The sequence below is a fragment of the Sinomonas atrocyanea genome (genome assembly GCF_001577305.1).
GTDB classification, from domain to species: domain Bacteria; phylum Actinomycetota; class Actinomycetes; order Actinomycetales; family Micrococcaceae; genus Sinomonas; species Sinomonas atrocyanea.
Genome location: NZ_CP014519.1, coordinates 16,094 through 42,743 on the forward strand (window position 1 = coordinate 16,094; position 26,650 = coordinate 42,743).

23 protein-coding genes are annotated in these 26,650 nt (G+C 68.0%); 12 read left to right on the plus strand and 11 right to left on the minus strand.

The features are described from left to right. Window positions 1–568 precede the first annotated feature (568 nt). Complete coding sequence (locus SA2016_RS20310; protein WP_066503040.1) at window positions 569–1,207, minus strand: response regulator; 639 nt, start codon at window positions 1,205–1,207, stop codon at window positions 569–571. Between the two features lie 309 nt (window positions 1,208–1,516). On the opposite strand from SA2016_RS20310, the gene SA2016_RS20315 reads away from it, so the two are divergent. Continuing rightward, entirely contained in the window at window positions 1,517–2,002 is a 486-nt protein-coding gene (locus SA2016_RS20315) for a MarR family transcriptional regulator (protein ID WP_066503047.1), read from the plus strand. Between the two features lie 191 nt (window positions 2,003–2,193). Here the strand turns inward: SA2016_RS20315 and SA2016_RS20320 are convergent, their stop codons facing one another. Continuing rightward, on the minus strand, window positions 2,194–2,826 hold the full coding sequence (locus tag SA2016_RS20320) for a response regulator (protein ID WP_066503056.1): 633 nt from the start codon (window positions 2,824–2,826) through the stop codon (window positions 2,194–2,196). Window positions 2,827–3,154: 328 nt separating this feature from the next. On the opposite strand from SA2016_RS20320, the gene SA2016_RS20325 reads away from it, so the two are divergent. After that, window positions 3,155–3,433: a winged helix DNA-binding protein gene (locus SA2016_RS20325; RefSeq protein WP_066503058.1), complete on the plus strand. Its 279-nt coding sequence runs from the start codon at window positions 3,155–3,157 to the stop codon at window positions 3,431–3,433. Window positions 3,434–3,438: 5 nt separating this feature from the next. Further along, window positions 3,439–3,747 (plus strand): hypothetical protein, encoded by a 309-nt coding sequence (locus tag SA2016_RS20330; protein WP_157089157.1) that lies wholly within the window; start codon window positions 3,439–3,441, stop codon window positions 3,745–3,747. Between the two features lie 180 nt (window positions 3,748–3,927). Here the strand turns inward: SA2016_RS20330 and SA2016_RS20335 are convergent, their stop codons facing one another. Continuing rightward, the gene (locus tag SA2016_RS20335) at window positions 3,928–4,170 is read right to left on the minus strand and encodes a hypothetical protein (RefSeq protein WP_066503064.1); all 243 of its coding nucleotides are present in this window, start codon (window positions 4,168–4,170) and stop codon (window positions 3,928–3,930) included. 377 nt (window positions 4,171–4,547) lie between these two features. On the opposite strand from SA2016_RS20335, the gene SA2016_RS20340 reads away from it, so the two are divergent. The 4 genes from SA2016_RS20340 (at window position 4,548) to SA2016_RS20350 (ending at window position 6,584) form a co-directional block, all read left to right on the plus strand. Then, a complete protein-coding gene (locus SA2016_RS20340) occupies window positions 4,548–4,964 on the plus strand; it encodes a response regulator (RefSeq protein WP_169803109.1) in 417 nt (138 codons plus the stop codon). A 151-nt stretch (window positions 4,965–5,115) separates the two neighbouring features. Further along, window positions 5,116–5,343: a hypothetical protein gene (locus SA2016_RS20345; protein ID WP_066503075.1), complete on the plus strand. Its 228-nt coding sequence runs from the start codon at window positions 5,116–5,118 to the stop codon at window positions 5,341–5,343. Between the two features lie 7 nt (window positions 5,344–5,350). Then, complete coding sequence (locus SA2016_RS22695) at window positions 5,351–5,992, plus strand: helicase associated domain-containing protein (RefSeq protein ID WP_371326672.1); 642 nt, start codon at window positions 5,351–5,353, stop codon at window positions 5,990–5,992. Beyond that, window positions 5,982–6,584: a hypothetical protein gene (locus tag SA2016_RS20350; protein ID WP_066503077.1), complete on the plus strand. Its 603-nt coding sequence runs from the start codon at window positions 5,982–5,984 to the stop codon at window positions 6,582–6,584. The genes SA2016_RS22695 and SA2016_RS20350 overlap by 11 nt, the downstream gene beginning before the upstream one ends. An 80-nt stretch (window positions 6,585–6,664) precedes the next feature. Here the strand turns inward: SA2016_RS20350 and SA2016_RS20355 are convergent, their stop codons facing one another. Together SA2016_RS20355 and SA2016_RS20360 are read right to left on the minus strand one after the other, a co-directional pair. Continuing rightward, on the minus strand, window positions 6,665–6,892 hold the full coding sequence (locus tag SA2016_RS20355; RefSeq protein ID WP_066503079.1) for a hypothetical protein: 228 nt from the start codon (window positions 6,890–6,892) through the stop codon (window positions 6,665–6,667). 504 nt (window positions 6,893–7,396) lie between these two features. Beyond that, on the minus strand, window positions 7,397–8,689 hold the full coding sequence (locus SA2016_RS20360) for an ISL3 family transposase (RefSeq protein ID WP_066501183.1): 1,293 nt from the start codon (window positions 8,687–8,689) through the stop codon (window positions 7,397–7,399). Between the two features lie 133 nt (window positions 8,690–8,822). On the opposite strand from SA2016_RS20360, the gene SA2016_RS21665 reads away from it, so the two are divergent. Then, a complete protein-coding gene (locus SA2016_RS21665; protein WP_157089158.1) occupies window positions 8,823–8,972 on the plus strand; it encodes a hypothetical protein in 150 nt (49 codons plus the stop codon). Between the two features lie 157 nt (window positions 8,973–9,129). On the opposite strand, the gene SA2016_RS20365 is transcribed toward SA2016_RS21665, so the two are convergent. Further along, window positions 9,130–9,711 carry a recombinase family protein gene (locus SA2016_RS20365; RefSeq protein WP_066503081.1) on the minus strand — a complete coding sequence of 194 codons (582 nt, stop codon included), beginning with the start codon at window positions 9,709–9,711 and terminating at the stop codon, window positions 9,130–9,132. A gap of 434 nt (window positions 9,712–10,145) precedes the next feature. Between SA2016_RS20365 and SA2016_RS20370 the strand changes: the two genes are divergently transcribed. The 3 genes from SA2016_RS20370 (at window position 10,146) to SA2016_RS21170 (ending at window position 12,781) form a co-directional block, all read left to right on the plus strand. Continuing rightward, window positions 10,146–10,679 carry a hypothetical protein gene (locus SA2016_RS20370; RefSeq protein WP_066503197.1) on the plus strand — a complete coding sequence of 178 codons (534 nt, stop codon included), beginning with the start codon at window positions 10,146–10,148 and terminating at the stop codon, window positions 10,677–10,679. A 476-nt stretch (window positions 10,680–11,155) separates the two neighbouring features. Continuing rightward, window positions 11,156–11,371, plus strand: coding sequence for a hypothetical protein (locus SA2016_RS21165; RefSeq protein ID WP_084249848.1), 216 nt, complete (start codon window positions 11,156–11,158; stop codon window positions 11,369–11,371). A 459-nt stretch (window positions 11,372–11,830) separates the two neighbouring features. After that, on the plus strand, window positions 11,831–12,781 hold the full coding sequence (locus SA2016_RS21170; protein WP_169803110.1) for a TIR domain-containing protein: 951 nt from the start codon (window positions 11,831–11,833) through the stop codon (window positions 12,779–12,781). A 617-nt stretch (window positions 12,782–13,398) separates the two neighbouring features. On the opposite strand, the gene SA2016_RS20375 is transcribed toward SA2016_RS21170, so the two are convergent. After that, the gene (locus SA2016_RS20375; protein ID WP_066503088.1) at window positions 13,399–14,055 is read right to left on the minus strand and encodes a flavin reductase family protein; all 657 of its coding nucleotides are present in this window, start codon (window positions 14,053–14,055) and stop codon (window positions 13,399–13,401) included. Continuing rightward, window positions 14,052–15,494 (minus strand): purine-cytosine permease family protein, encoded by a 1,443-nt coding sequence (locus SA2016_RS20380; protein WP_066503092.1) that lies wholly within the window; start codon window positions 15,492–15,494, stop codon window positions 14,052–14,054. The genes SA2016_RS20375 and SA2016_RS20380 overlap by 4 nt, the downstream gene beginning before the upstream one ends. Window positions 15,495–15,599: 105 nt before the next feature. On the opposite strand from SA2016_RS20380, the gene SA2016_RS20385 reads away from it, so the two are divergent. Next, window positions 15,600–16,244: a GntR family transcriptional regulator gene (locus SA2016_RS20385; RefSeq protein ID WP_066503095.1), complete on the plus strand. Its 645-nt coding sequence runs from the start codon at window positions 15,600–15,602 to the stop codon at window positions 16,242–16,244. A 633-nt stretch (window positions 16,245–16,877) separates the two neighbouring features. On the opposite strand, the gene SA2016_RS21670 is transcribed toward SA2016_RS20385, so the two are convergent. The 3 genes from SA2016_RS21670 to SA2016_RS20395 form a co-directional block, all read right to left on the minus strand. Continuing rightward, complete coding sequence (locus SA2016_RS21670; RefSeq protein WP_169803111.1) at window positions 16,878–17,120, minus strand: ABC transporter; 243 nt, start codon at window positions 17,118–17,120, stop codon at window positions 16,878–16,880. A 71-nt stretch (window positions 17,121–17,191) separates the two neighbouring features. Next, window positions 17,192–23,716: an RHS repeat-associated core domain-containing protein gene (locus SA2016_RS22545; protein WP_066503097.1), complete on the minus strand. Its 6,525-nt coding sequence runs from the start codon at window positions 23,714–23,716 to the stop codon at window positions 17,192–17,194. Between the two features lie 25 nt (window positions 23,717–23,741). Continuing rightward, entirely contained in the window at window positions 23,742–26,561 is a 2,820-nt protein-coding gene (locus SA2016_RS20395; protein WP_066503099.1) for a LamG-like jellyroll fold domain-containing protein, read from the minus strand. Window positions 26,562–26,650 lie beyond the last annotated feature (89 nt).

The window sequence follows — 26,650 nt, forward strand, 5'->3', positions numbered from 1 at the left end:
AGCCTCTCCTTTTATGCGGGGACTTCAGCAGTTGATCCGACAGGCCAGTCGGTGCCTGTGCCGCGGCGTTCCGTGGCTGGGCCGAGGTGGGGTATGGGCTGTGCCTATTACGAAGGGTTGTGGCACGGCCGTTCTGCTGGCCTGGATCCGCACAGAAGTGGGCGCTGAGGACGTTCCAGAACTCGACACCGGATGCTGAGTCGAGCAGAAGGTGGGACCGCATGGGTTGTGGCACAGCGGGAGGCGCTTTGGGACGAAGAACAGCGCCCCGGTCCTTTGGGGGGATGGCCGGGGCGCTGCTCTATCAGTCTAGAACGCGACGCTGAACATCAGGGTCTGAGTAAAGATATCGATCGTTTCTGTGACACCCGAGGGAGGACCCCAAGCTCCCACGGTCTCCGCCCGAGGATGTGTAACGCTTGCCGTGTACGCGCCTATGTTCTGCTTTCCCTTGCTTCTGTCACGTCCTGGCGGCCGCAGTGGAGGAACCGGTCGGGCAGCGGCGCCCCACCGCTGGGTCCCCTCGCGTGCACCGGCCGGCCTGTTCTCCGGAGGCAGGGGGCGCCTCTCAGCTCGGGTTGGCCGGTCCCACGGCGTGGGGTGCGGGCCGGTAGCCGAGTTTGGCGAGGAGGGCTGAGAGGCAGGCGCAGAATGCCTCGGGGGTGAGGGCCAGTTGGTTCCTGATCTCGGTGTTCGTCCTGCCCTGCACGATGAGGGACCAGACGGCCCGCTCGTGTTCGGTCGCGCCCTTGAGGAGCGCGCAGGTCGAGGGGCTCTGGAGGACCGCCCGGGCCGCCTCGGGGGCGTGCAGCTGTTCGCCTGCTGCGACCCGGCGTATGGCATCGATGAGGCGGGGTGCCCGGGGGCTCTGCAGGAGGTATCCGGCGGCTCCGGCGAGGGCGGCGCTGCGCAGGGCCTTCTGCTCGTCGTAGGTCGTCAGGATGATGCAGCGGGTTCTGGGGGCTGCCTCGCGGAGGGCACGGCAGGCCTCGATCCCTGTGCCGTCTGTGAGGCGGTTGCTCAGGAGCGCGACGTGCGGTGCGGTCCTCGCTGCGGCCGGGACGGCCGCAGCGACCGTGCCCTCCTCCCCGACGATGTCGAAGCCTTCCTCTCCGAGCAGCTCGGATAGTGTTCGGCGGAGGAGGTCGTGGCTGCTGAGGATGAACACGCTGATGGCGGCTCGGGTCCCGGCTGGGGGGAGCGGCATGCTGTCCTCCTGCGTGCTCGGTGGTGCTGTGCGGGCCTGGGCCGGGGACATCCCCGTCCATGCCCCCGGCGCGGGCCCCAGGAGAGGGGCGCGCCGACCGGGCGCGCTCACTGTTGGCCGGCTGCCGCAACCGGCCCCGTGCGGGGACGCTTGCGTTAGGCCGATTTTCGAGTCGATCGGAAATCGACTCTTGCACCATCGTGGGGCAGGCGTCCACCGTGTGCAAGGCCTCGGGGCCTTCAGGTTCGGCAACTAAGGTTGGGCCTTGGGCTGGGGTCTTCCGTTTCCCGAGGATGAAGGGCAGGCGCCATGGGGGAGCAGGATGAGCCGGAGTCGGAGTTGGAGCCGGTGCGGGCCAGGGCTGCCACGGGCGCGCTGGGCCATATGATGCAGCTCGGCGGTGTCGTGCGGCAGTGTTATGCGACGGGGCTGGGTGTGGGCCGCAGCGACTTCCTGGCGCTCGGGCACATCTACAGCAGTGGCCCCCTCCAGCCTCGGGAGCTGGGGGTCCTGATGGGGATGGGGTCCGGAACGCTCACGCCCCTTCTGGACAGGCTCGAGGAGCGGGGGTATGCCGTCCGGACGAGGTACCCCCGGGACCGGCGGCGCCTCCTCATAGAGCTGTCCCCGCGGGGGAGGGCTGTCATGGAGGCCGCCTCCGCGGAATTCGACGAGGTCCTCTCCGCTGTGATGGCGGAGGCGGGGGTGGCGGTGAGCCTCGACGGGTTCTCGGCACTGCTGGAAGGGGCCGTGCGGTCGTTCGCCGCGCGGCTCCGGGCGGTCCAGGGGCAGTAGCCGCCCGGCCGCGGCTCCTAGTGTGTGCGGCGCGCTTCCCGGAAGCGGCCGGCGCATCGGCCGGCTGTCCGCGCACGGTGGCGCTGGGGAGCGCCGCGGCAGTGCCGGATTCCAGGATCCAGGGGACGGTGCCCTGGCGTCCGCGGCGGTCCTGGGGGCGCCGGTGCGTCGCGCTTCGCGTCCGGGCCGTATCAGCTCAGGTCCTGGACGATGTCGAGCAGGAGCGGACAGGGCCATGGGGCCCCGCACGCGGCGCAGGGGCATCCGGTGCGCTCGGAGGTGGGGCGGTGCCTCTTCACTGCCGGCTCCCAGCTGTCCACGAGCACGGCGAGTTGCTGGGAGCCTCTGGAGCGCAGGTCCTGGAGCATGGCGAGGATGTCGCGGTGGATCGGGCCGGCCGCCGCGGGGCGCCCCGCCGTGGCCGTGGCCGTGGCCGTGGCCGTGGCGAGGGCGGCGGCGGAGCGCCGGGCGGCCGTGCGGACGGCTTCGGGCAGCTCGCCGCCGGCGGTCCGGCGGGGCACGAGGATCGGGTCGCCGGGCAGCGCCAGGGGGCCGGGGTCCTGGCTGCTGAGGACGACGTAGCCGGTGGAGGTGCCGGCCTCGCCCAGGTCTCGGCACACCGTGCGGGCATCGCCGTCGACCAGCAGCTCGTCGACGACAGTGACCTGCGGGGCGAGCGCCCGCACCAGGGCCAGGGCGTCGCGTCCCGAGGCGCTCTCGCCGACGACGTCGATGCCCTCGTGCTCGAGCGCCTGACGCAGCGCCTGCCGCAGCGGCCGGCAGGCGGCCAGGACGAGTACGCGGATCCTCTCGGCTTCCCTCATCAGCTCTTCCAGGTCCCATCTGCCGAGCGGCTTCCAGGCCCTGCCCGGGGACCGGGCAGGGGACCGGGTCCGCCCCTTCTCGACGGCAGGAGCGGGAACCGCCCCGGGGGCCGCGTCCGACTGATCGGTTTACGGCTTGCTTGATTATCGACTCGTCCGCGGTGCGGGGCAATCCCCCGTCGCTCGGCCCCGGTGCCTGTCGTCGGTCCAGGGTGCGTCGGGGCCGCCGCCCCGTGCGGCAGCGGCAGGACGGGGATACCGTAGCGGGTAGAGCCGGAGGCCCGCGACGGTGGGCCCGTGCGCGGCCGGCGGAGGCCAGGGAGGCAGAGTGGCAGAGATGGCAGGCCCGGGCAGTGCGGCGCGGGCGATCCGCCGGCTGATGCAGGTGGGGGACGTGGTCCGCCAGTCCTACGCCAGACGGCTGGGCCTGGGCCGCAGCGACTACCTCGCCCTGGCCCACATCTACTGCGAGGGGCCGATCCAGCCCAGGGAGCTCGGCACCCGGCTCGGAATGGGATCGGGGACCCTGACCCCCTGCTGGACCGGCTCGAGCGCAGCGGCTATGCCCTGCGCACGGGCCATCCGATGGACCGGCGCCGCCTCCTGATCGTGATGTCCCCCCAGGGACTGGCCGCGATGGACGAGGCGTCCGCCGAGTTCGACGGCATCGTCGGCGCGGCCCTGGACGAGATCGGCGCCGCAGTCGGGTCCGGCGAGTTCCCAGCGCTCCTCGAGCAGCTCTCCGGCGTCCTCGCCGTACGCCTCGCCCTCGACCCCGCCTGCTCCGACGGCGTCAGCGCGGAAGCCGGGCCGGCCGGGCCGGCGGCAGAGGAGACGGTGGCCGGCGGCATGGAGGACGCGGTCCTGGCAGCCCCGGCCGCCGCTGGGACCGAGCCCCCGGCCCTGGACCCCTGTCCCTGAACCTGCCCCGAGGCTCCAGTCACCCGGAGGGGGGCGTTCAGGGGAGTGGGACATAGTGAAGCCCCGGCCATTGGGGGGTGGCCAGGGCTTCGCTGCAGCCATCCTACGGCATGGGTAGGCGGACCGGACCGGCCGGGCGTGCCGGCCCGGCTCGCCCGGCCGGACGGCGGAGGGCGCCGGTCAGCTGGGGTCCGCTTCTCCTGCGGCGGCCACCCCGAGCATGAGGACGACGAGCTGCTCTTCGCTCATCGAATGCCTGGCCTCCTCCGGGAGCGCCTGCACCGCTGCCTGGAGGGCGGTGCACCTGACGGTGTAGGTGCCCCCGGCGCTGTGCTCGAGCTGACCGCGGATCTCCTCGGGCACGGCCTCGATGCCCAGGAGCGTGCGGATGGCCTCGTCGGGGTAGGGCGATGCATGGTCCATGGCGTCTTCCTTCCGCTCGGCATGGCCGTGCTCCCCGCCGCGGCCGCCGCCGTGGGGGCGGCCTGCCCGACGGCGCGGCACTGCCCCTCAGCGGGCAGACCAGATGACCAGATTAGAAATGCCCTCCACGGCCCTGTCAAGACCTCGGGCTGCGGCCGGGGAAGGAGGAGCGGTGCGCCCGGTCCGCCCGCCTGCCAGGGCCCGGCCAAGGCGCGGGGCCGCTGTCCGGCGCCCCCTGCCCGGTCCTGCTATGGCGTCCGGCCTGCTCCTTTGCGTAGGGTCACCTCGCCGGATGTCCAGCAGGAGGCATGCCGGGGAGTGCCCCGGCGTCCCCGGCGGTGACCTGTGGGTCCGTTCCGAGCAGCAGGGAGGTGGGCGTGGCCGCTGGGGACGAGCGTGCCGGTGCCGCGGGCGTGAGGGTGTTCCTCCTGATCCGGGACGAGGCGGCCAGGCAGGACGTCCGGCGCCTCCTGGAGCACGAGGGGATGCAGGTGGTCGGCGAAGGGGACTCGGCCCGCCGTGCGGTCGCCCGGATCGGGTCGCTGGGTCCGGATGTGACCGTCCTGGATTCGGGGATCGTGGACGGCAGGGGAATCCAGGTGTGCATGGAGGCGCGGGAATCGCTCCCGGGATTCGGCGGGGTCGTCCTGGCCACCTTCGGCCCGCGGGCGGGCGGCCCGCACGCCCAGGGCAGCGGGCCCGCGCTCCAGGGGACCGGCGCCCGCAGGCTCCCCGAAGCAGTCAGGCGCGCCGCCGCCAGGAAGCGCCGGGCAGCCCGTCCGGACCCGGGATGAGTACGCCCCGGCCGGCCCGGGCCGGCCGCCCCGGCGCTGCGCTGCGCTGCGGGAGAAGGGGCCAGGAGGCCGCTGGCCCTTTTACACGGTCAGGCCGTAATCCGCTAGGGCCCTATGGACAGGATGCAGGTCCTCGTCCGAGACTCCTTGCATGGAGACCATGGCGGCCGGAGCCGTCGACCACCGTCTGGAGCACCTGCGGGGCGAGGGAGACCTCGCCCTGCAGGTGCTGGGCATCATCCACGAGGTCCTGGCAGGCCCGGGCCTGTCCGAAGAGGCCAAGGACGGCCTGCGCCGGCTCATCGACGCCCACCCGGACCACCCCGAGCAGGCCCTGCTCGAGCACCTGTACAGGGTCCGGCCCCTGAGGGCGGCCTGAACGATGGATGCCGGGAACGCGCCCCCGCCGCCCACCGGGCACCCCCGGCACCGGCTCCTGCCCATCGAGCCGCGGTCGGGCTCCTGTGCGCCGGGCGGCGGCCCTGCCCTTCCCCTCCGGAGCCTCGGATGATCCAGTTCGGGACAGAGGCCGGCCTCGCCCCGACCGGCGCTACCGGGTCCCGGGCGCTGTGCGCGCCGGGTCCCTTCCCGCATCCCTCCTGGGCGCCCCTGCCCTCTGGCCGCTCGGACCGGAGGAGCTCGGAGAGCTGCTGGAACAGCTGCGCGTCCTCACCGGCCTCCCACGGCCTGCCCCGCCGGCGACCACCGTGCTCCTCGCCCCGCCGCCCGCACCTGTCCCGGACCGGTCCCAGGCCGGGAGCGGTCCCGGGCCGGCCGGGGTCAAGTTCCGGCGCCAGCTGGACCGACTCGTCGACTTCGCAGCCACGCACGGGCGCCTGCCCTCGACCGGCCGCAGCGCCCCCGTCCAGGAACGCAGGCTCGGGACGTGGCTGTGCCGGCAGCGCCGCAGGCACCGCGACGGTACCGCCCCGAGGAAGAAGCCACCCTGCTCTCCCAGGCACTGCACCCCGGCTGGACCCAACAGGAACCGGCCACCACCGGAAGACAGGTTCCCCTATGAGCCCTGAACACCGCAGCCCCGAGGACCCGCAGGAATGGGAATCCGAGAGGGAGGCGCTGGACGCCGAGCAGAGGAGGCGCTTCGGCGGCATCAAGGCCGGGGCCGCATTCTTCGGCTGGCTCACCGCCACCGGGATGTCAGTGCTCCTGACCGCCCTCCTCACGGCGGCCGGGGCCGGCCTCGCGCTCGGCACCCAGACCGACCCCGCGAAACTGGCCGGCGGCCAGACGGCCCCGACGGTGGGCATCATCGGGGCCGCCATCGTCGCCGTGATCCTCTTCGTCTCCTACTACTGCGGCGGCTACGTCGCCGGGCGGATGGCACGCTTCGACGGGGCCAGGCAGGGCCTTGCAGTGTGGCTGTGGGCAGTGGCCATCGCAATCCTCGTCGCGGCCCTCGCCGCGGCCGCCGGGGCCCGGTTCAACGTCCTGTCCAGCCTGAACAGCTTCCCCCGGATCCCGGTCGACGAGGGCACCCTGACCACCGGCGGGACCATTGTCCTGATCACCACGGCCCTCATCACCCTCGCCAGCGCCGTCCTCGGCGGCACGGCAGGGATGCGCTACCACCGCCGCATCGACCACGCCGAAGGCCTCTGACTCCTCCCCGGAGCACCGGGCAGCAGTGGACGATCCCCGACGGCAGACACCGAGGATGGGCTCATGCGAGGGTGCGGTGCTCAGCCGCCCCAGATGTCGCCGGCGAGCAGCCGGGACGCCTCGGCCTGGGCCTCGGTGTCGCCGAGGCCGGCCTGCCGCAGCTCGCGCAGGAGGCGGGTGCGCTGGCGCCGCACGGCCGGGGAGGCCTCCTGGGCCTGGGCCGGGGGTTCATGGTCGTGCAGGGACCGCGGTGCCCGGTCGACGGGGTGGAGGGCGGCTGCGCGGGGCTGCCTGCTGTGGGGGAGCATGAGGATCTGCCTTGCCTGCCCGCGGACGGCGTCGTCCGCGGGCCCTCTCTGTGCGCGGGAGGTCCCCGGCTGCTTGAGGGCGGTTGCGCTCCTCCCATTCTCCGCCCGCACCCGGCAGCCGGGACAGGGACTTCTCCGGCCTCTGGTCCTCGGGCATCTGGCCGGTCTCTGCCGAGCGTGCGGCCAAGCGCGTCGATGACGGCGCCCCGGCCCGCCCCTGAGGCCGCGGGCGCCCGGCCGGCACCGGGCTGGGCGCTGCTGCCTGCTGCACGGGTTGGTTGCCGCAGTCAACGTCCCGACGCAGCTGGCCTGAGCCCGGGCGGATGCGAGACCTTGGGACACCACTACCCGAAGACGAATCGAGCGATCAATGACGGAGCCGCCCGGACGTAGAGAGGCCGCGCGGCAGGACCGGCGCAGCGGCCCCGTTGCCGTACGAGCGGCTTCGACTACGGCAGAACGGGCTCTTCGCGGTTCCGCGGGAATGGTCCTGCTGGATGAGTGTCACGCCGCTGTCTGAGCGGCGCTCCTGAGCAGGATACGGGAACGGTAGTTCTCCGGGTTGCGGAAGCCGCGGCCGGTGCGTTTGATGTTCTTGATAGCGGTGTTGTTCGCCTCGACCTTGGCGGTCGTGGCGCCGGTGACGATCAGGACCTCGATCTCGGCCCACCACCGCGTCACGGTGCGCAGGAGCCGCTTCGTCTCCGGAGTGGGGGTCGCCCCGACGAGGCCCTCGAGGATCCGCAGGTGGTCCCCGGCCTCCTCGAGCGAGCCGGAGGAGAGCAGGGCCCGGAGCTGTTCCTTGGCCTCCCACGCCGCCTTGAGCTGCCCGGTCGGGTCGTCCGTGTCGAAGACCGTCCGCAGCCGTGCCACTGCCCGGTCGGAGAGCGTCTCGGCCCCGCGCAGGAGCAGGCGCCGGTTCGCCCATCCCGGGTCGAGCGCGCGTCCGCGGCGGCCCCGGACCTCCTGGGAGAGCCGCTGCCTGGCCTCGGTCACCGCCTGATTGGCTAGGGAGACCAGGTGGAAGGCGTCGACCGAGACAGCGGTGCGGGGCAACCACATGCGCAGGGCCTTGCGGAACGCCGCAGACGGGTCGATCGCGACGACCTCGACCCCGAGCCGCCACGCCAGCGGCCGGGCGAAGAGCCACTCGCCCACGCCCTCGCTGTCCCTGCCGTCCACGATGCCCAGGACCTGACCGGTGTCCAGATCCACGATCGTTGTCATCCACGGCTCGACCCGCACCCACGGAGAGGACTCGTCGGCGCGGAAGAACCGCACGGAGCGGTAGCGGTGCTCGTCGATCCCGAGCCGCTTCGGCGCGAGCGCGTCCACGTCCGGCAGGGTCGCCACGGCGGCGTCGAGGGCCTTCTGGACCAGCCACCAGGACACCCCGTGCGCCGCCGCCGCCTCGACGGCCGCCCGGCCCGAGGCGACCACTGCATCGACGAGCGCGCCCAGCAGCCGCGCGGTCGAACGCGCGCGGCGGGGCACTTGGCCGGTGGCCTCGGTGAACGACCCACGGGGGCAGGCAGGCTCGTCGCAGAAGAACCTGCGCTTTCGCCACAGCACCACTGCGGGACCACCTACTGGGACATCCCGCAGGCGCTGGAAGCGGGTGTCCTTGACACGTTCCGAGAGGACGCCGCAGGACGGGCACCCCGACACCACACCGGCGGACTCGACCACCACCCGGCGGAGCCCGAGGGCGGTGACGGCAGCGGAGAGGACGCGGTATTCGGGCAGGTTGAAGATCACGGTGGCAGCACAGGGCTGCCCCGACGTAGGCTCGATCAAGGCTCGTGGTTCCTGACGGTCGGATGCTTAGACAACACCCATTCCAGCAGGGCCACGAGCCCCTTCACGCTCTACGCCACGAACCCGTTTCCCGACGAACCGCGAAGAGCCGCAGAACGGGAAACAGGAGAGCATGGACATCATCGAGGAGACCGGCAGGACGGGCACAGAGACGCGGTCCGGTCCCGAGAAGGCCATCGCCTCGGTCATCGCCCTTATGTTCGCCGCAGTCTCCACCATGGTTGGAGCCGCCGTCGCTGAGGCTCTCTCCCAGCTGTTCTGACGCCGCCGCGAGTACCGGAATACTGTCCACCAGGCTGCCTAGCCCGCTCCACGCAGTCATGCTCGCGACATTCAGGGCCTCGACCTTTCATTGATATTCAAGGGAATCTCTGGATTTGGCCGCTCTTTGGCGGTGTTCCTGTGATCGCTCGCTGTCGCTAGCCCTTGAGTGCTTGCGATCGCCTGTAGAAAGTGGCCCGGGACATTCCGAGGTCGCGGGCGACTTGCGCGGCTGGCTCCCCGCCTTCGACCAAGCGGATGGCGTTCCTGATCTGGCTGTCGGTGATCCGGCGTGGTCGACCGCCGAGGTCCTTGCCGGCTTGCCGCCGCTTGCTGACGGAGTCGATGATGCGTTCGCGTTTGATCTCGTGCTCCATCTGGGCGAGGGCGGCCATGATCGTGAACAGCATCGACCCCATGGGTGTCTTGGTGTCGACGTCGCCGCCTCCGAGGTTCAGCACGCGCAGGCCAGCACCACGGGCGCGCAGCGCGTCGGCGAAGGCGAGCATGTTCTGGGTGGATCGCCCGAGCCGGTCCAGTGTTGTGATGACGAGGGTGTCGCCCTCGATGAGCGCTTCGAGCGCCCGGTCGAATTGGGGACGCGATGCCCTGGCCCCGGACACGCCCTGGTCAATGTAGAGGTCGTCGCGGCGGACACCGGCGGCCAGGAGGTCTGCCTGCTGCCGGTCGGTGGACTGTTGCCGGGTCGAAACGCGTGCGTAGCCGATCAGCTTCGTCATGGACTGCTCCGATGTGTCTCGTAACCGACGATGAACACATCGATTCAACCACGAGGTTGCAAGACATAGTTATGAGAATCACCATTGGCCGGCAGTCTCGTGGGCTTCCGCGGGAAACAGGCGCATTGCTTCCGCGGGGGAGGTTGGCCGGCGAGACGTCTCATATCCTCAGGGATACGAGACGCTAGGAGTCTTGGGACTGGGGAGTTCAGACTTTCAACATCCGCACCAGCCAGGTCTCCGTGCAAAGGAGCAGTCCTTCGCGCGGAGACCAGCCACACGTAGAAAGGCGCTGCCACCCAAGGACGCTGGGATCGACCCACGCTGGCTAACCGGCTTGCTGGCCACGGCCCCTGCCTTATCACTCGTCAACTGTCATTGGTCGGTCGCTGCCAGGATTTGGCGTTACCGACAGCGCGATGGATGATCACGGCATGCGATACGACGATGAAGATGAGATCAAGAAGGCGCTTGGAATCAAGTCATGGAGGAATCTCTCCAAGGGCAAGATGATCAAGTTCGCAGCCATGATGCCCGACATGGATACGGAAGTGGCGCTAAAGATCATCGAGCAGTTCCCTGAATTCACGAAGTTCGCCATGGACGCTGTTGACGCGATGGAGAAACGGCACGAGTCTACGCTCGCAGCAAACAAACAAAGCCAAGAACACGTTCATCGAGCCTTTCAAGAAATCAGGGAAATCTTGCGGGGGGAACTCAACAAGGAGGGCCTGAGCTGGGAGGAGAAGAAGTTCCTGATTGAGCAAATCCAGCAGACTGGAAGGCTGGAGTTCCAAAAGGACAGTGAAAACAAGAAGTTCTTGGATGCGGTTCTTAAGAAGGTACTGTTGGGGGCTGGTGCCGCACTCGCCCTCGGGGTGGTTTTTGTCGGCGGTAAAATTTTGGGCGAGAGCAGTGATAGTTCCGAGGACTCTCTTGATACGCCGGAGGATTCTCTGGAAGCTTGAGGGAGCGGCGTACTCGGCATGACTCGGGCTCTGTGCACCCTGACGTGGCTCGGGTTGGCGCCGGACCCGACATAGCGTCCTCGCCGTCAACGAGTGCGGCGACGGGCCAGAGCTCGGAGTTGGCGCTGCGGCGATCCGCTCGGAGGGCGATTGTCCAAGACCACACCGAGCATGTGCGGTTTGCTGCGCAGTATCTGGGGGTGGTGGACTCCGGTGTCGCTGGAGTTGAGGGAGCAGGACGAGTTCCTGTTGGTGGCGGTACCTGGCCGATTAGGCGCCTGATTTTCTCCATTGGTAAGGGCACCCCTAGCTGATGGGGAAGTACGACGACGAGGAACCCCACCCGTCAGATGAAGGCACGTTTCCGTCGTCGGGTTTCGATGTCTGGTCTGGCCTCTTCGTCATCGAGCAGCCCCGTGGTAGAACCTTTCTGGCACCTGTACGAGGTGCCTCCACTGGGGAGGAGCAGCATCACAATGTCCAATGTGTTCGTCGAGCCGTTGCCGAAGGGAAGTTCGGCAGCGGCCACCAGTTATGCGCTTGAGTACGCGCATGGGGCAAGTGTCACCGGAAGGGAATATCCCACGCAGCAGCAGGCGATCAACGCTGCGAGGCAGCTCGGTCACCGTCCGCTCGTCGCCCGGGTGCGGAATACGGACAAGGGGAATCCAGACCACTGGCGCGCCGCCTGAGGATTAACGTCCTCGCTTGAGGCTAATCGAAGCACCCGCCGAGGGCGGAGGACCGTATGTGCGGTTCCCGCCCTCGGAACGCTACCAGCGCCTTAGTATCTCGATGGGTTCCAAGACGGTCCGGAGCGTAGCGCTTAGCGCGCCTTCACTGGGCATTTTGCGATCGGGCAGCAAATGGGAATCAGAGGGCGCCTCCGTAGCTCCTCGAAGGGAAGGGCGCGAGGCTCCCGAGATATCCCCCGAGGGCCGCTACCGGACGTTGCCTTCGCGTGCACGAGGCCCCCACAGCTCTCACCCGTCAGGCCCGCGATCGGCACCAACGGCGACCGGTCGTGCCAGGAGGTCACTGCGCCTCTCGCGACGCCGGCATGCAGTCCGATCTCGGGCTCGACGGCCAACTCCTCCACACGCCGCAACCGGTTCCTGTGCAAGTCGGGACGGGTCATGAATAATTATGAGATGTTTCCCGCATCTGAGGCCGCGCAGTCGGGCCGGAATCTAGGCCCCTCCCTTGTAGACGCTTTTGCAGAGTTTTGGACTGGAGGTGAGGGCCCAAGGCATACAGTTATCGACCGGAAGATTGCTGCGGCCGGTCTCACCCCTACGCCGGATGTTAGCAAGGAGCGAAAAATTGTAGATGCTTTCATGGCCGCAGACGACGGCCAAGCCTATATCCTCATGCGCGGACTGCTCGAAGCCCTCCGGGAATTCTCAAACGGACGGTACTCGCAAGGCCGATTGGAGAACACGGGCGCTGGTGTCCGCCTTCGCAAAGCCATCGAGTCAGCAGGGTATCTTCTGAATGAGGATTTCGAGCTGGTAGATGATGGGAAAGAAACTGTCGCAATGCCGTCACTGCGAACGAGGCCGAACCCGGCTTGGCAGCCAGGGCAACTTGCTCAGGCACATCCGACGCTAGGGGTTCAAGTAACGGCTCAGGAGAAGGCGGAGATTCTTAAAGCTGGAACTACCAAGATTCCTCCCAAGGAAATTTTCTTGGTGCACGGCCACGATGAAATGGCAGTGCTTAGTGTATCTGATTGGGTTCACGAATTGACCGGGGTGAAGCCCATCATCCTTATGAAGCAGCTCAACAAGGGCCACACGCTGATTGAGAAGTTCGAGTCATACTCGAAGGACGCAGCATGTGCGATCGTCCTCATGACACCGGACGACGAAGCGCGGGCCAAACGCACGCCGACGAGCGATCTTGCAGAGCGGGCTCGTCAAAATGTCGTGTTCGAACTCGGATACTTCTACGGCAAACTCAAACGCGAAAATGTCATTGTTCTAAACTTCGGGGTAGAACTTCCTGGTGATATCAACGGACTGGTCTACATCGACAAAGATAATTGGAAAATTGACCTTGGAAGGGAGCTCGCTGGACTCGGGTATCGGGCGCACCTCTGACCGCAGGAAACTGCTCGACGCAGCTGCGCTGCACCAGTTCGGCGAAGGACACCATACGGGCGGCAGCCGACTCCTTCTCAGGATCCGGCAACTGGCGTTTCGAAACCTCTATGTCTCGAAACGCATGCCATGCAAGACCTGTCCCATCAAAGGTTTGGCACCGCTCTGTTCCGAGACCGGCTGAGCGGGACACATTGCTGAGACTTGCTTGGCTCGGGACTTCATCGAAGGTCCAGCAAGCTCGGAGAGTGGAGGGGATGGGGATTTGATCGACCGATGCTAGGGGCTCCGAGCGGTGCCGGTATCCATCTCCAGGGGGCCGAAGGCCTCTGGCTGGCTTCACGCGCCGGCCCTACCTTCGAAGTGTGCTGGCCTGCCGCCTTCGGGATGGGGAGCTGGCACTCGGCGCCCCGTCTCGACCGCCCCCCAAAAGCCGGGGCGGGGCGACCGCCTGCATGGACCGAGAGTGCCGCAGGCAGGACCGCCCGCATGCCCGTCTCGTTAAAGGAACCATGACGCGAGGGGTGCTGAGTCCGCAGACATCTTGGCGGGCAAGAGCTGGACGGGCCGCGGCCCCTGCCCAGGGGGGAGAGCAGGGGCCGCGGGTCTCCGGGATTTCAGGCGGGATGGCCTGTGAGTCCGTACGACTCGGCCTCTGAGGCCTCTGGGACGTTCATCTCGAAGGTCTCGGTGATGGACGTGTAGTCGTGGTATCCCATGCGTGCCAGGGGGCGGATCTTCTCGATGTCGAGGCGGCCGTCCACTGTGATGACGTCGTCGTTGATGTGGATCCTTTCGACCTGGGCGAAGACGATGTCGATGGTGCCGACGTTGGAGTTGCCGGTCATCCGGTGGGTCGAGAGGTACCGGCATTCGAAGTGGACCGGGCTCTCGGCCACCATGGGCGTGGGGGAGAGCTCGGCGTAGCGCTTGGTGACGCCGGCGCGGTCGAACTCGCTCTCCTGGAACGGCAGGGCCATCGCGGAGATATTGACTGCCTCGCGGAGGTCGTAGGTGGCCATGTTCCACACGAACCAGCCGGTCTGCTCGGCGTTGAGCACTGTGTCCTTGCGGCGACCGTCCGGGTACTGGTTGGCGCTGAACATCACCATGGGCGGGTCGAAGGTCAGGTTCTGCCACTGGCTGTAGGGGGCGAGGTTCTCCACGCCGTCCGGGCTCACGCTCGAGAGCCACCCGATGGGTCGCGGGACGGTGCAGCTCTTGAAGGGCGAGTACTGCAGGGGGGCGCGTTCGGTGGACGGGTCGTACTTCACAGGGTCTCCTCGAGGGCGGCGGCGGCGGGCGCCGGGTTCTGGGTGTGCTGGCTCGCGCTGTGGGCACGGACGGTGTCGGCCGTCTGGAGCCGTACGGCGCGGGATGAGAGGTAGTAGAGGCCGCCGGCAACGACGAGCCCGATGATCCAGGCGATCTCGGCGCCCCCGAGCAGGTCCGCGATCGGGCCGACGTAGAGCGAGCTGTTCATGAACGGGATCTGGATGAGGACGCCGACGGCGTAGGCGATGAACGCGCCCTTGTTGAAGCGTCCGTACTCGCCGTCGCGCTTGAACAGCTCCGAGATCCGGTACCGCTCCTTCCGGACCCAGTAGTAGTCGACGAGGTTGATCGCGGACCACGGGGTCATGAAGTAGAGCAGGAACAGCAGGAAGTCGGTGAAGTTGACCAGGAAGTTGCTGCTGGCCGCGAGGGCGATGCCCAGAGAGACGGCCGAGATCACGATGACGTAGGCCGAGCGGGCCCGGGTCCCGACGCGGTCCTTTCCCGCGAGGGAGGTGACGATGGTGGCCAGGGACATGTACCCGCCGTAGGAGGAGAGGGTGTTGCCGGTGAGCTTGCCGAGGATGACCGCGAGCAGGACGAGCGGCCAGATAGCGCCTCCGAGTCCGGCGAGGTAGCCGACCTGGTCGTGGCCGAAGGCCTTCCCGCCCAGGGCGGCGGCGAGGGCGCCGAGGGTCATGGCGAGGGAGCCGCCGAGGACGCTGCCGAGGAAGGTCCACCCGATTGTGGCCTTCTTGGGGGTGCTCTCGGGCAGGTAGCGGGAGTAGTCGGCGATGTACGGGCCGAAGGTCAGCTGCCAGGAGGCCGAGAGGGAGATGCCCAGGACGAAGGCGGCGCCGTCGAACGCCGGCGTTTCGGCGACTGCGCGGATGTTCCCATCCGAGATGATGCGGACCAGGAGGATCACGAACACGACGGCGCTGAGCACCGCGGCGACGTGGGAGAACCTGTGGATCCAGCGGTAGCCGACGATCGCCAAGGCGGTGGACATGAGCGCGAAGACCATCGCGCCTATCTGGGCCGGGACGTGGAAGAGCGTCCCGATGGCCTGCCCGCCGAGGACGAGGCCGGTGGCGTAGAAGCCCACATAGATCATCAGCGCGAGGACCAAGGGCAGGATCGCGCCGAAGTAGCCGAACTGGGCCCGGCTCTGGATCATCTGCGGCACCCCGAGCTTGGGCCCCTGCGCGGAGTGCAGGGCGGTGAAGAAGCCGCCCACCGCGTTGCCGATGATGATGGCAGGGATGGACCAGAGCGCGCTGTTGCCCAGGATGACGAACAGGGCGCCGGTGACCACGGCGGTGATGGAGGTGTTGGCCGCGAACCAGACGAACATCAGGCTCCGCGGTGAACCGTGCCGTTCCTCCGGTGGGATGAAGTCGATCGAACGCCGTTCGACGGTGGCGGTCTTCGCCATTGCAGACCTCGGATCTATTGGGGTGGGAAGGGTGGGTGTGAACTGGGCTACACCAGTATGCGACCGATATACCGGTTGCACAAGGGTTCCCGCTAGAGTGGACGCATGATGCAGCAAGGCAAGGCCGCTCACGCCTACGAGGAGATCGAGCGGCTCATCGTCCTCCAAGAGCTCCCGCCGGGCTCGCTCGTGTCCGAGGCCGTGCTGATGGAGAAGACGGGGCTGGGCCGCACGCCGGTGCGGGAGGCGCTCCAGCAGCTGGCCCGCAACCGCATGGTGGAGATCCATCCGAACAAGGGCGTCCTGGTCCCGCCGGCCTCGGTCGAGGCGCAGCTGCGCATGCTCGAGCTGCGGCGGGTACTGGAGGCTCTTGCCGTCCGACTCGCCTGCCAGAACGCCGGCCGGGGGGACCATGCCCGGATGCAGGCCATGGTGGACCTGCTCCAGGCAGACAGGCTCTCCCTCGCCGAGTACGCCGAAACGGTCAAGGACACGCACCAGATGATCGTGGAAGCCAGCCACAACGAGTACCTCGCCGACGCGATGGCGCCGCTCCAAGGGCTCTCCCGGCGCTTCTGGCTCGCCCACGTGCGCGACGAGCAGGGGGAGATGGCTCGCGGCGCCCAGCTGCACCTCGCCATCCTGCGCCACGTCCTGGCTCGCGACGCCGACGCCGCAGAGAAGGCCTCCCACGCCCTCAACGACTACCTCGTCGAATTCGCCTACAGCACCCTCCGCACCCAGCAATAGGGCAGGCCCGGGCACCCATCCAAGCCCCTTCGGGTTGCAGGGCCGAGCGCTCACCAAAGGAACCTATTACGAGACGAAGGTCCGGATACGACGATGACAGTGGGCCGCCTTAGGCAAGCGGGTGAAGCTTCGCTCCGGCCTTTGTCCAGCCATCGAAGTCACCCTCACTCTGCCCCTGCAGAACCACGTGGAAAGGTGCAGGACGAACCGCCAGGCCAGAGTCCAACCAGCCCAGTGCTCTGTAGCCACGTCCTTCGATTCCAGCCATGAACATGAGGAATGGAGGAGAGACGCCGCTCGATCGTTCTGCAGAACCCATCGTGTCACCTGGTTCGATTGAAGCTCATATAGTTATCTGTGGCGTAGAAAGCTGAATTATCGCTTGTCACAAGACGGTTGGATTCGCATGGCACGCACTTTACCTTCATGCTCAAATCACGTTCCTGATAAGTGGCCAGCTCTGTGAGGTCCGATGGGGTGACGGACGAGGTGTTTACAAGGCCGCTGCCAGGTTCGGGGCTCCTCCGTGGCCGTTCACGCCGCCGCGGAGAGTTGTTGGTATCAGGTGACGGCCGAGTGTAATGTCGCCGGAGCGACGTGGTACTCCTCTGCCACATGGCATCCTGAGGTTCATCAAGTGACCGAAAATGAGTCAAGTCCCTTAGGCCATAGAACTATGTATTCAGCTCCGTTCAGATCACGGTAGGCGGCTCGAAGGTCGTTTCCGCGAGGCCGGTCGTGAAGAATCTCCTGGACACGTCTAAACGTCTCCTGTGGATTTGCCGTAGTGATGTAGATATTCATCTCCTCGGCGCCAATATCGTGGCCGTCGACCTCCGCAGAGCCTAACCCTTCATCAATTAACCGATCTTCCATATCAATCAAGATATCGAGATCTGTTGGTGAATTTACATCCCATTGCAACGTTAGGTAGTACATTTTATCCCTTAGTACGGGGGAGGCAGCAGGCCCTTTTTGATTTGAATCTGAACATAGATGGACTGGCCCTCCTCCGGGCCAATAGGCAGGGTGGAGTGGAGATCTCGCTCTAGGGCGAGCATATCTCTTCGCTCACCAGTGGCCAAAATTTTGAGGCTTCCGCCATTCAACTGTGCGGCGGTATATCGGGTTGATGGATTGTTGCTGATGCCGTACTTTAGATGTTCGCCATCTGGCCCAAGTTTCTGGTATAGCGAGCACGAGTTGTGAACCAGAATCGGCGTTTCGCCGGCGTAATAGGTGTGGATCTTGTCGATCTGGAGGTTGTATGCGGTTAGCTCCGCCTTGTATCGCTTGAGCCCCGCGATAGGGAGGAGAGCGCCGCCGGTGGTTTGGATTTGTTCTCCGATTTTGAGGTCGGATGCGTCGGTGAACGTCTTGGTGGTGGCGTTCCAGATCGGATGTCCGTCTGTGGAGTGGAGTGTGGAGCCGTCGACGAGAGTGATGTCGACCATGTCGTGGGGCCCGCTGTGGCGTATGAGTGCTTGGACGTCCTCTGCAGCGGTAGTTCCCTTTTCGGGGTCGGTGGCTATGACGCGGTCGCCGACCCTCACTTCGGCGATGGGTTTACGTGTGCCGTCCTCCATGAGAACGGGGGTGTCTGAAGTGAAGCTGTTGAGACAGGACTCGGCGGCGTCACGGCCGAGGGCAGATGTTCCTCTGGCAGCACCGCCGAGTCTTCCTGCTATCGTGCCGACAGCTTTGCCTGCGGCCCCGCCGGCGAGGCCCCAGGCGGTGTCCTCGAGGAAGTGGGTGGCGAGGTCGTCGGGTGGGGCGGTCCAGTTGGTGTCTGCTGCGTAGCCGGTGGTGGTGAGGGCTCCGCCGAGGACGGCTGCGCCGATGAGGCAGCCGAGGCCTGCGGTGGCGGCGCAGAGTGCTGCGCCGGCGACGAGGGCGAGGGCTGTGGCTGCGATTTCGTATTTGTGCTGGGCGAGGTAGGGGTCGGGGGCGGGCGTGGTGGTTCGCTGTGCGGAGACGGTGTGGGTGTTTCCGGGGGCTGGTGGTGGCGGTGGGGCTGTGTAGGCGGGGGCGGGTGGGTAGTAGGTGCCGGCGTAGGAGTTGTTGACGTAGGTGCCGGGGTTGTAGGTGCGGAGGGGGTGGAAGGGGTTGAGGTATTCGGGGTAGACGGGGGCGGGGTGCCATTGGCCTGGGGTGACGTTGGCGGTGGGGGAGTGCCAGCTCATGCCGTCGTCGGCGAGGGCGAGGCCGATCCAGAGGCCGGTGGGGTCGGAGGTGTTGACGGGTTCGTTGTTGGCGTAGGCGTAGGGGGAGTAATTGCGGGCGTCTTTGAGGTCGAGGACGGGGTCCGGGGCGGTGAAGGCGCCGAGGACGGGGTCGTAGTCGCGGGCGCCGAGGTGGGTGAGGCCGGTGGCGGTGTCGGCGGTGCCGCCGAGGTAGCCGGTGGCTGCGGAGAACGCGGCGGGGTTGGCTCCGTTGGTTCCGGGGCCTGTGGCTGCGGCGGGTGCTGCGGTGAGTGCTTGGTTCCCTGTGCCGGTCATGGTGGGGCCGCGGGTGAGGCCGTAGGGGTCTGTGCGGCGGGTTGTGGTCGGGATGGGGTTGGTGCCGCCGCCGGTGGTGGGTCCGGTGATGGTCAGGGCGGTGTTGAGGGGGTCTGCGGTGATGAAGGCGGTGGCGGAGCCGGTTGCGGCGGTGGTGGCGGTCCGCTGGGCAACTGTCCTGCCGGCGAAGGTGAAGCTGCGGGTGGCTGTGGTGGGCCCGGTGGTGGGGGCGTAGACGGTGGTGCTGCCGATGAGGGCGGTGGTTCCGGTCCCGTCGGTGATGCCGGCGAGGGTGCCGTCTGCGGTGTAGTAGCGGGTTCCGGTCTTGTCGGTGCCTGCGGTCTTGGGCGAGCCGGTGGGGGCGGCGGGGTTGGGGTTGGCGGGGATGGTGCTGGTGCCGGTGGCGGTGGCGATCTTGCCGTCGGGGGTGTAGGCGAGGGCCTGGCCGGCGCGGTTGGTCATGCGTCCGGCGGGGTCGTAGCCGAAGGCGTCGGTTGTGGTGGTGGAGCCTGTGGTGCGCTTGATGCTGGTGAGTCTGTGGGGGCCGCCGTTTCCGTAGGTGTAGTCCTCGGTGGCGGCGATGGTGCCGTCGGCGTTGTAGCGGGTGGCCTTTGAACGGTCGCTGGTGGCGTTGTACTCGTAGGCCTGGGCGTAGGGGGCGGGGCCGCCAATTTTGGTGGGGCTGAAGCCGCCGGTGCAGTCGGCGGCGGAGGTGGCCCAGACCTGGGAGAGGCGGTTGGCCCAGTCGTAGGTGTAGCACTGGCGGTCTGCCGGGGGTGGGCTGGTGCGGGTGGGGTAGGCGGTGGTGGTGGAGGTGAGCCGGCCGGTGGGGTCGTAGGAGTAGTCGGTCTTGCCGAGGTCGGTGGTGGTGCCCTTGGCGCTGTTCCAGGCTTGGGCGGTGGTGAGGTTGCCGGTGGTGGCGTCCCAGGTGTACTGGACGGTGGTGGCGCCCATGGTGTCGGCGCCGGCGGTTCCAGTGGAGGTGTCGTTCTGGTCGTAGCCGCCCATGGCGTTGAGGTTGTTGTAGCCGACGTTGGTGGCGTAGCGGACGTTGTACTGGGAGATGAGCCCGGAGGGCAGGTCGAGGGCGTTGTAGGTGTTCTGGATGCCCTCGCGGGGCAGGGGTCCTGCGGCGGGGACGTAGCTGATGGTGGGCAGGCCGGCTGCGCCGTACTTGATGGTGGTGTCGTAGGTGGCGGCGAGGGTTCCGAAGGCGGCGGGGAGGGTGAGCTTGATGTCGCCGGGCTGGTAGGCGGCGTTGTAGGAGGAGTAGTCGGTGGTGACGGCCTGGTCTTGGTTGGGCCCGTTGTAGCGGGTGGAGGAGGCGGGCTGGCCCTTCTTCTCGGTGTCCCAGGTGGTGGTGGTGAGGGTCTTGGCCTGCTGTCCTGCCAGTGCTGTGGAGGTGTTGGTGACGCGGTCGAGGGTGTCGTAGGTGTAGGAGGTGACGGTCCCGGCGGCGTCGGTGGTGGTGGCCTTGCGGCCGGAGGTGTCGTAGGCCGTGGCGGTGGTGCCGGTGTCGGGGTCCGTGCGGGAGGTCTCGCGGCCGAGGGGGTCGGTGGTCCAGGTCCAGGCGTTGCCGGCCGGGTCGGTCATCTGGTTCATGGTGCCGAGCCGGTCGTAGGAGTAGCGAGTGGTGTCGGCGGCGCCTGTGGGGCTGGTTCCGTGCCAGGTGGTCTTGGCGGTGAGGCGGCCGGCGGCGTCGGTGGTGGCTGTGGCTGCGGCGGTGGTGCCGGTTCCTGTGGTCGTGGTGGTGTCGGTGCCGGTGTAGGAGACGTCGGTCTCGGAGGTGAGCTGGTTGTCCCAGGCCATGTTCCGGGTGCGGGTGATGCGCCCGGCGGGGTCGTAGTCATACAGGGTGGAGGAGGGCACCGCGAGGGTGGGCAGGATCAGGGTCCCGTCGGGGTTGGAGGACACGTAGTAGGGGTTGCGCTGGCTGGCTTTGGCGCCTGAGGCGTTGTAGAAGGTGTCGGTGGCGACGGTGCCTCCGGTGAGGGAGGGGGTCTGGGTCTGGCGGGGGCGGCCGAGTCCGTCGTAGATGGTGTAGGTGTCGGTGGTGCCGCTGCTGTTGTTGACCCGGGTGGTCCTGATCCAGGACGGGGTTGTCTGGGAGATCGTGTAGGTGGTGGCGGTGGTGGGTGTTGCGTTGGTCGCCCTTGGCCGCAGGGGATCCCAGGCAGCTGTGGTCCGGCCGGAGGCGTCGTAGGTGTTCTCGGTGACGGAGCCGTTGGGGTCGGTGGTCTTGAGGGTGTTGCCCCGCACTGCGTCGTAGGTGACGGTGCTGGTCCATCCGAGGGCGTTGGTGCTGGTCGTGGACGTGGCCGGCCCCGTGGCCGGGGTATAGGCGGTGGTGGTGGTCCTGGCGGTGCCGGTGGTGGTGTCCGTGGAGGTGGTGGGCCGCCCGAGGGCGTCGTAGGCGATGGCGGGGCCGGACTGCCAGGCTGTGGCTGCGCTGCCGGAGACGGCTGAGGCTGCGCGGGTCGCGGTGGCCAGGCCGCGGGTGGGCTCGGCGTAGCCGTTGGTTCCGGGAAGGGCCGAGGTGGCGCCGTCGTACATGGTCTGGGCGGACTTGAGCAGGTTCCCGGCGGGGGTGCCGTCGGTGTTGCAGGCGTTGGCGTAGACGCTGGTCGCCGCAGGCAGGGTGAGGAGGTTCTTGGCTGTGCCGGTGGCGTAGTCGGTCGTGGTGCAGATGTCGTCCGCGGCGGTGCCCGTGTCTCCTTGGTCGGAGGCGGCCTTGGGACGGCCGAGGGCGTCGAAGACGGTGGTCGTGCTGGTGGTCCTCCAGCCGGCGGCGACGGCGGACTTGGTCCAGATCCTGCCTGTGCCGGTGTGGCGGGCGGTGGGGCCGCCGAGGGAAGCGGCGCCGGTGGCGGTGGGGGCCGAGGCCCAGGGGAGGGTGGCGGTGGCCTTGAGCAGGGAACCTCCGCTGCCGAGGGTGGTCTGGGTCTCGAGGATGCGTCCAGCGAACCAGGGCGAGTCGGTGACGATGGTGCCGTCGGAGGCGGTCACCGTCGATGCGTTGGTGCCGCCAGCGGTGTCTGAGGGGGTTCCGTCGAGTCCTCGCAGATAGACGGTGGTCACCGTGGATCCGGCGGTCGCTGCCTTCACCTGGGACCATCCGGCCAGGACGGACCAGGTCATCTTCGAGCTGGCGGGGTCGGTGCGGTAGTGCGGTTCGGGATACTTCCAGGCGGGGTTGCCGATGTAGGTGTAGGTGGTGGTCTGGGTGAGGGAGCCGGCGCCGCCGGGTCCTGCGTCCATGGTGACGGCCTGGACGGGGTAGACGTGGAACCAGTCCATGCGCGCTGCCTGCACGATGGGGGTGGTGGGGGTCCACCACTGCGGGAAGCAGCGGCGGGTGTTGGACTGGGGGGAGGCCGGCAGGGACGACGGGGTGCAGTCGGCGCCGTAGTAGGAGACTCCGGTGGTGGCGCCGGTCGGTGACTTGATGCCTGTGAGGCGGAAGCGGTTCAGCGGTGCAACTCCGTCGTAGACCCAGACTCGGTTCTGCAGTGTCTGGCCGGAGAACACGGTGGCCGGGTCGGTGAGCGCGGACCCGCCGGTGCTGGTGTCGATGCCCGAGTGCGTGAGAGATCCCAGCCACAGGGCTGGCTTCGTGCCGTCGCCGGGGTCGGGCATCGAGTGGGCGAGGGTCCATTTGTCGGCGCCCTGGTAGGAGGCGCCGACGAGGGTCTCCGCTTGGACGGCGGTGAGCCTCTGGTCGGTGTAGAAGGTGGGGGAGTAGACGGTGCAGGGCCCTGCGGCCGGGCATGAGAGCCCGGTGGGTATGTCGTTGCCCTTGGAGCAGTCCACCCCGGTGCAGCGGCCGTCGTAGGTGAACAGTACATGCAGGGGTGCCTGTGCTGTGAGCTCGGCCCCGGAGCGCATGCCGTAGTCGACCTTGTTCAGGCGGGAGGCGCGCACGTACGGCAGGATCGATCCCGTCCCGTTCTGGGCCTTGTAGTAGTTCGTGTCCTGGGCGTAGTAGAACGCCTGGGTGTTCCCGGAGGGGTCGAGCACGTAGTCGAGGTTCCAGCCGTAGGCCTGCTGGCAGAGTGAGGCGGCGAACGATGCCGCCGCGCAGGGCTGTGAGGGGTCGGCGGCCCCGACGGGGACGGTGTCCGCGGAGTTGGTGGTGGCGTTGCCCGCGCTCCAGCCGGGCAGCCTGTTCATGCCGAAGAAATACTGGACGCCGGCAGGGTCGGTGAGCTTCCAGTACCCTCCGTCGAAGGTTCCGTTGGTGGAGCCGGTGAGGTATTCGACGCGGGTCCCGTCGTCGTTGGCGAGGTGCCAGGTGCCGGTGGCTGCGTCCTTGACCAGTTCTGAGGACCGGCCGCCGAAGCTGACGGAGACGCGCTGCCCTCCCTGGTTGCCGCACAGGTCGTAGGAGCCGGAGATTCCCTGGTCGGTGCAGGGGGTGAAGCGCTGGGTGACGCGGCCGGCTCCGGCCAGTCCCCATCCGTCGCCGACGACGGAGGCCTGGTTGTTCGTCGCTGAGGTCAGTCCGTCGACGCGGGTCGAGTCGTAGGAGAGCGCCAGCTGCGGAGTCGGGCCCGCCGGGGCGTTCCGCACCTGGAGGGGGTAGGACCAGGTGAACCCGCCGGTCTGCCCTGTCACGCCCCAGGAGCCGGTGCTGCTGCCGGGGAGGACGGCGAAGTCTCCGGATCCGGAGCTGTTGGCCGGAGGGGCCGCGGCGGGTACCCGGGCGGATCCGTGTCCGCCTTCGATGTGGGGCACGGTGGCGGGGGAGGGCCCGGCGACGGTGGCCTGGGTGCCTGGAGCCGAGGGGCTCGTCAGCGGGTCTAGCGTGCCCTGGACAGGGGCCGCCGGGACCGCCGGGATGGCGGGCGACTGCCACATGGGCGGGGCGTGGAATGGCGCGGCGACGGCCAGTGCAGGCGGTGTGGCGGAGGCGGTCAGCACTGCGATGGACGCAGCGACCGCGGTGGCCAGGAACGTGCGGGACTTCCTCGACATGTGTTTTCCTCGGGTTCTGCCGCTGCTAGTAGAGGACCTGGCTGGTGCTGCCGACTGCGCTCGTCCAGAGGTCCTGGACCTGCTGTGCGGTCAGGACGGCTTGGGTCAGCACGGGACGGGTGATTAGGCCGGTGTAGGACTGGGCGGAGCCGGGGGCTGCCTTGCCGAGGTAGACCTGGGTGCCGGGGCCGGGTGCCGAGGGCGGGTTGGCGGCCGCCACGACCCAGGTGTCGCGGCTGTTCCCGGAGGCGACGGTGATGCGCATCTGGGCATTGATGAGGTCGTACTGGGCGTTGACGAATGCCCACTGCCCTGCTGTGGCGGTTCCTGTCCCTTCGACCGTCGTCTCGGTCCCGCTCCCGGCGCGGGTGGTCAGGGCCCAGTGCCCGTCGGCGGCGAGGCCGAGGCGCAGCTGGCTGTTCCCTGAGCTGTCGGTCTGTGCGAGGACAGTCGAGGGGCCGGTCCCGGAAGGGCAGGCCCATACCGAGGCGGTGAAGGACTGGGACGGGTTCACGGCCGCTCCGCCGGTGCCGGAGCTGTATCCGCCGCTGAAGCTGAAGCCCTCGGGTGCGTCAGTGCTGGCCGGTTCCGTCGCGCAGGGTCCGCTGAGGCCGTCGAAGCCGACGGTCATTCCGGTCCTTGCCGCCCCCGTCGTGGAGTCGGTGACGTTCATGGCCTTCGTCGGGGCCGTGGCGGTCTTGCCGACTGAGAAGGCCACCGATCCGGCCGCGGACCTGTTCGGGCCCGTCGGGCAGGCGGCGGCGGTGCAGCTGCTGATGTTCCCGGCGGCGTCGAGCGCCCAGACCCTCAGCGTGGTGGATACGTCGATGGCCGCGACGTTCATTGTGGTGCTGTTCTTGTTCGGGCACACCATCACGAATGCGTTCTTGGCCGTATTGCAGGACATGGCTGCGTCGGGTGCGCCCGGGTCGGACTTCGAGTCCGTGACTGCGTAGACGAATCCCTTCACCGCGTACCCGGCGGGTTCAGTGATGGTGAACTTGTACGAGGTCGATCCGACGACGCCGCTGCCGTCGGTTCCTGTGGACAGCTCCGTCGGGGCAGTGATCTGCGGTACGGGAGGGGGAGCGGTGTCGACCCAGAACCAGTAGTCGGTGCTGCCCGAGACGAGGCCCTGCTGGTCGACGAGTGTGACCGAGAATTTGTAGTGGCCGTCCGGCAGCGGCTGGTTCGTTCCCTGCCCTGTAGACCCGTATCCCCAGGATCCCGACCCTGCGCTGGGGGAGAGCCATATCGGCTGGCCCGCGGCCATCCACCAGCGCGCGCTCGATTCGCCTTCCTTGGTCACGGACATCCAAGCGGTGATCCAGCCATCGTTGACGTCCACATCGGAGCCGCTGACGGTGAACACGGGCCCGGCGGTGCGGGTGTAGCCGCTCTTCCCGGCTGCGGTGTCGCTGGTGCAGTACGTGTTGCATGCGCTGACTGCGGTGACCTTGGGCGTGGTCGGCGGGTGACCGTACTGGACGGTGATGGTGGCGCCGTTGTCGAACCGCTTCCAGGTCAGCTGGTCCCAGTTGTCGTTGTCCGCGTAGAGGCCGACTGTCCACTGGCCCGTGGTCGGCAGCTTGTCCTTGGCAGCCATCATGTCGAACCCGACTGTGGCTGCGGGGCAGCTGGCAGAGTTGCCGTTGGCGAACGACTTCGCATCCAGCTGCTGGATCTTCCCAGGCCGGTTGTTCCACGTGGTGGAGGGAGTGACGCCGTAGGTGACGAATGCACGCACCATCGTCGGGGTGCAGGAGGACGACCAGACGTCCGTGACGTTGAACCGGGCCGCGAGGATCACTGCCCCGAGGCTCGCTGAGGAGTCGAACTGGTAGAAGCCCTGGGCGCTGTGGTTGACGCCGTACGTGGTGTCCCATGCGGCCGGCAGGAACCCGAGGTTGACCTTCCCGTCGGTGTACTGCCCGTTCCAGTAGGAGGTGGTCGGGAACGCGGAGTCGACGTAGAGGTAGTCCCTGCGGGAGTTGGTGAAGTCGGGGTCGATGTAGAGCGGGAACGACAGTCCCTTCGGATCGCCTACCGCCGACGCGATCCCGGTGGAGAAGGCGCCTTGCCCGTGGGCGGCCAGTCCGAGGTCGAACGGGTGGGACACGCCCGGGCCGCCAGGATCTGCGGCATCCGTGTCCGGGTAGGCGGAATCCCACCAGGCGCCCTTCGACGCCGACAGTTCTACGGTTCCGGTGTCGGTCCCTCGGGCGGCGACACCGCCGGCGCCGTGGGGCTCGAGGGCCGCTCCGGTCGCCCGCAGCTGGACGCGCAGGTCCTTCAGACGGGGATCGGCGAGGGCCGCTGCGGTCTTGACCTTGAATACCTGGCCCATCCGGTCGCGTCCCGCGATCTGGACGAGGTCCACTCCCGGGAGGACGTCGGGATACGTGGCCTGGTCCCCCGACAGGATCGGGGCCGGCAACTTCCCGTAGGGCCACGACTGCTCGACGCTGTGGCCCTTCCGGTCCCCGACCGTGCTCATCCGTGCGTCGCCGCCTCGGCCGAACCGCACATCGAGGGGGGCCATTCTCGGCCGGACCTCCGTGCCGTCGTCGGCGAGATTCAGGTCGATGTCCGACCACCCTGCGCCCGAGCGCATCCGGACCGGGACCGAGGACACGGTGGCGGTCAGGGTGCCGTCCGGACTCGCGTCCACGATCCTGGTCTCAGTGGTGAGGGCGTCGACCCGGACAGCGGCCCCGCTCTTCTTCGCCCGGGACAGCGCGACCGCCTCCGGGGCTGCATCAGACGACGCCGTTGTGGACGAGACCGCGGCGGAAGAAGAGGCCGACGCCGCGCCTGCTCCCGTGACGCCGAGCTGGCCCAGCATCAGAACGGCGGTGCCGATAACGGCAGTCAGAGCAGAAAATGGGCGCGAACGAGCCACGTTGAACGAGACCATGAAAAAGGGCCTTCCCC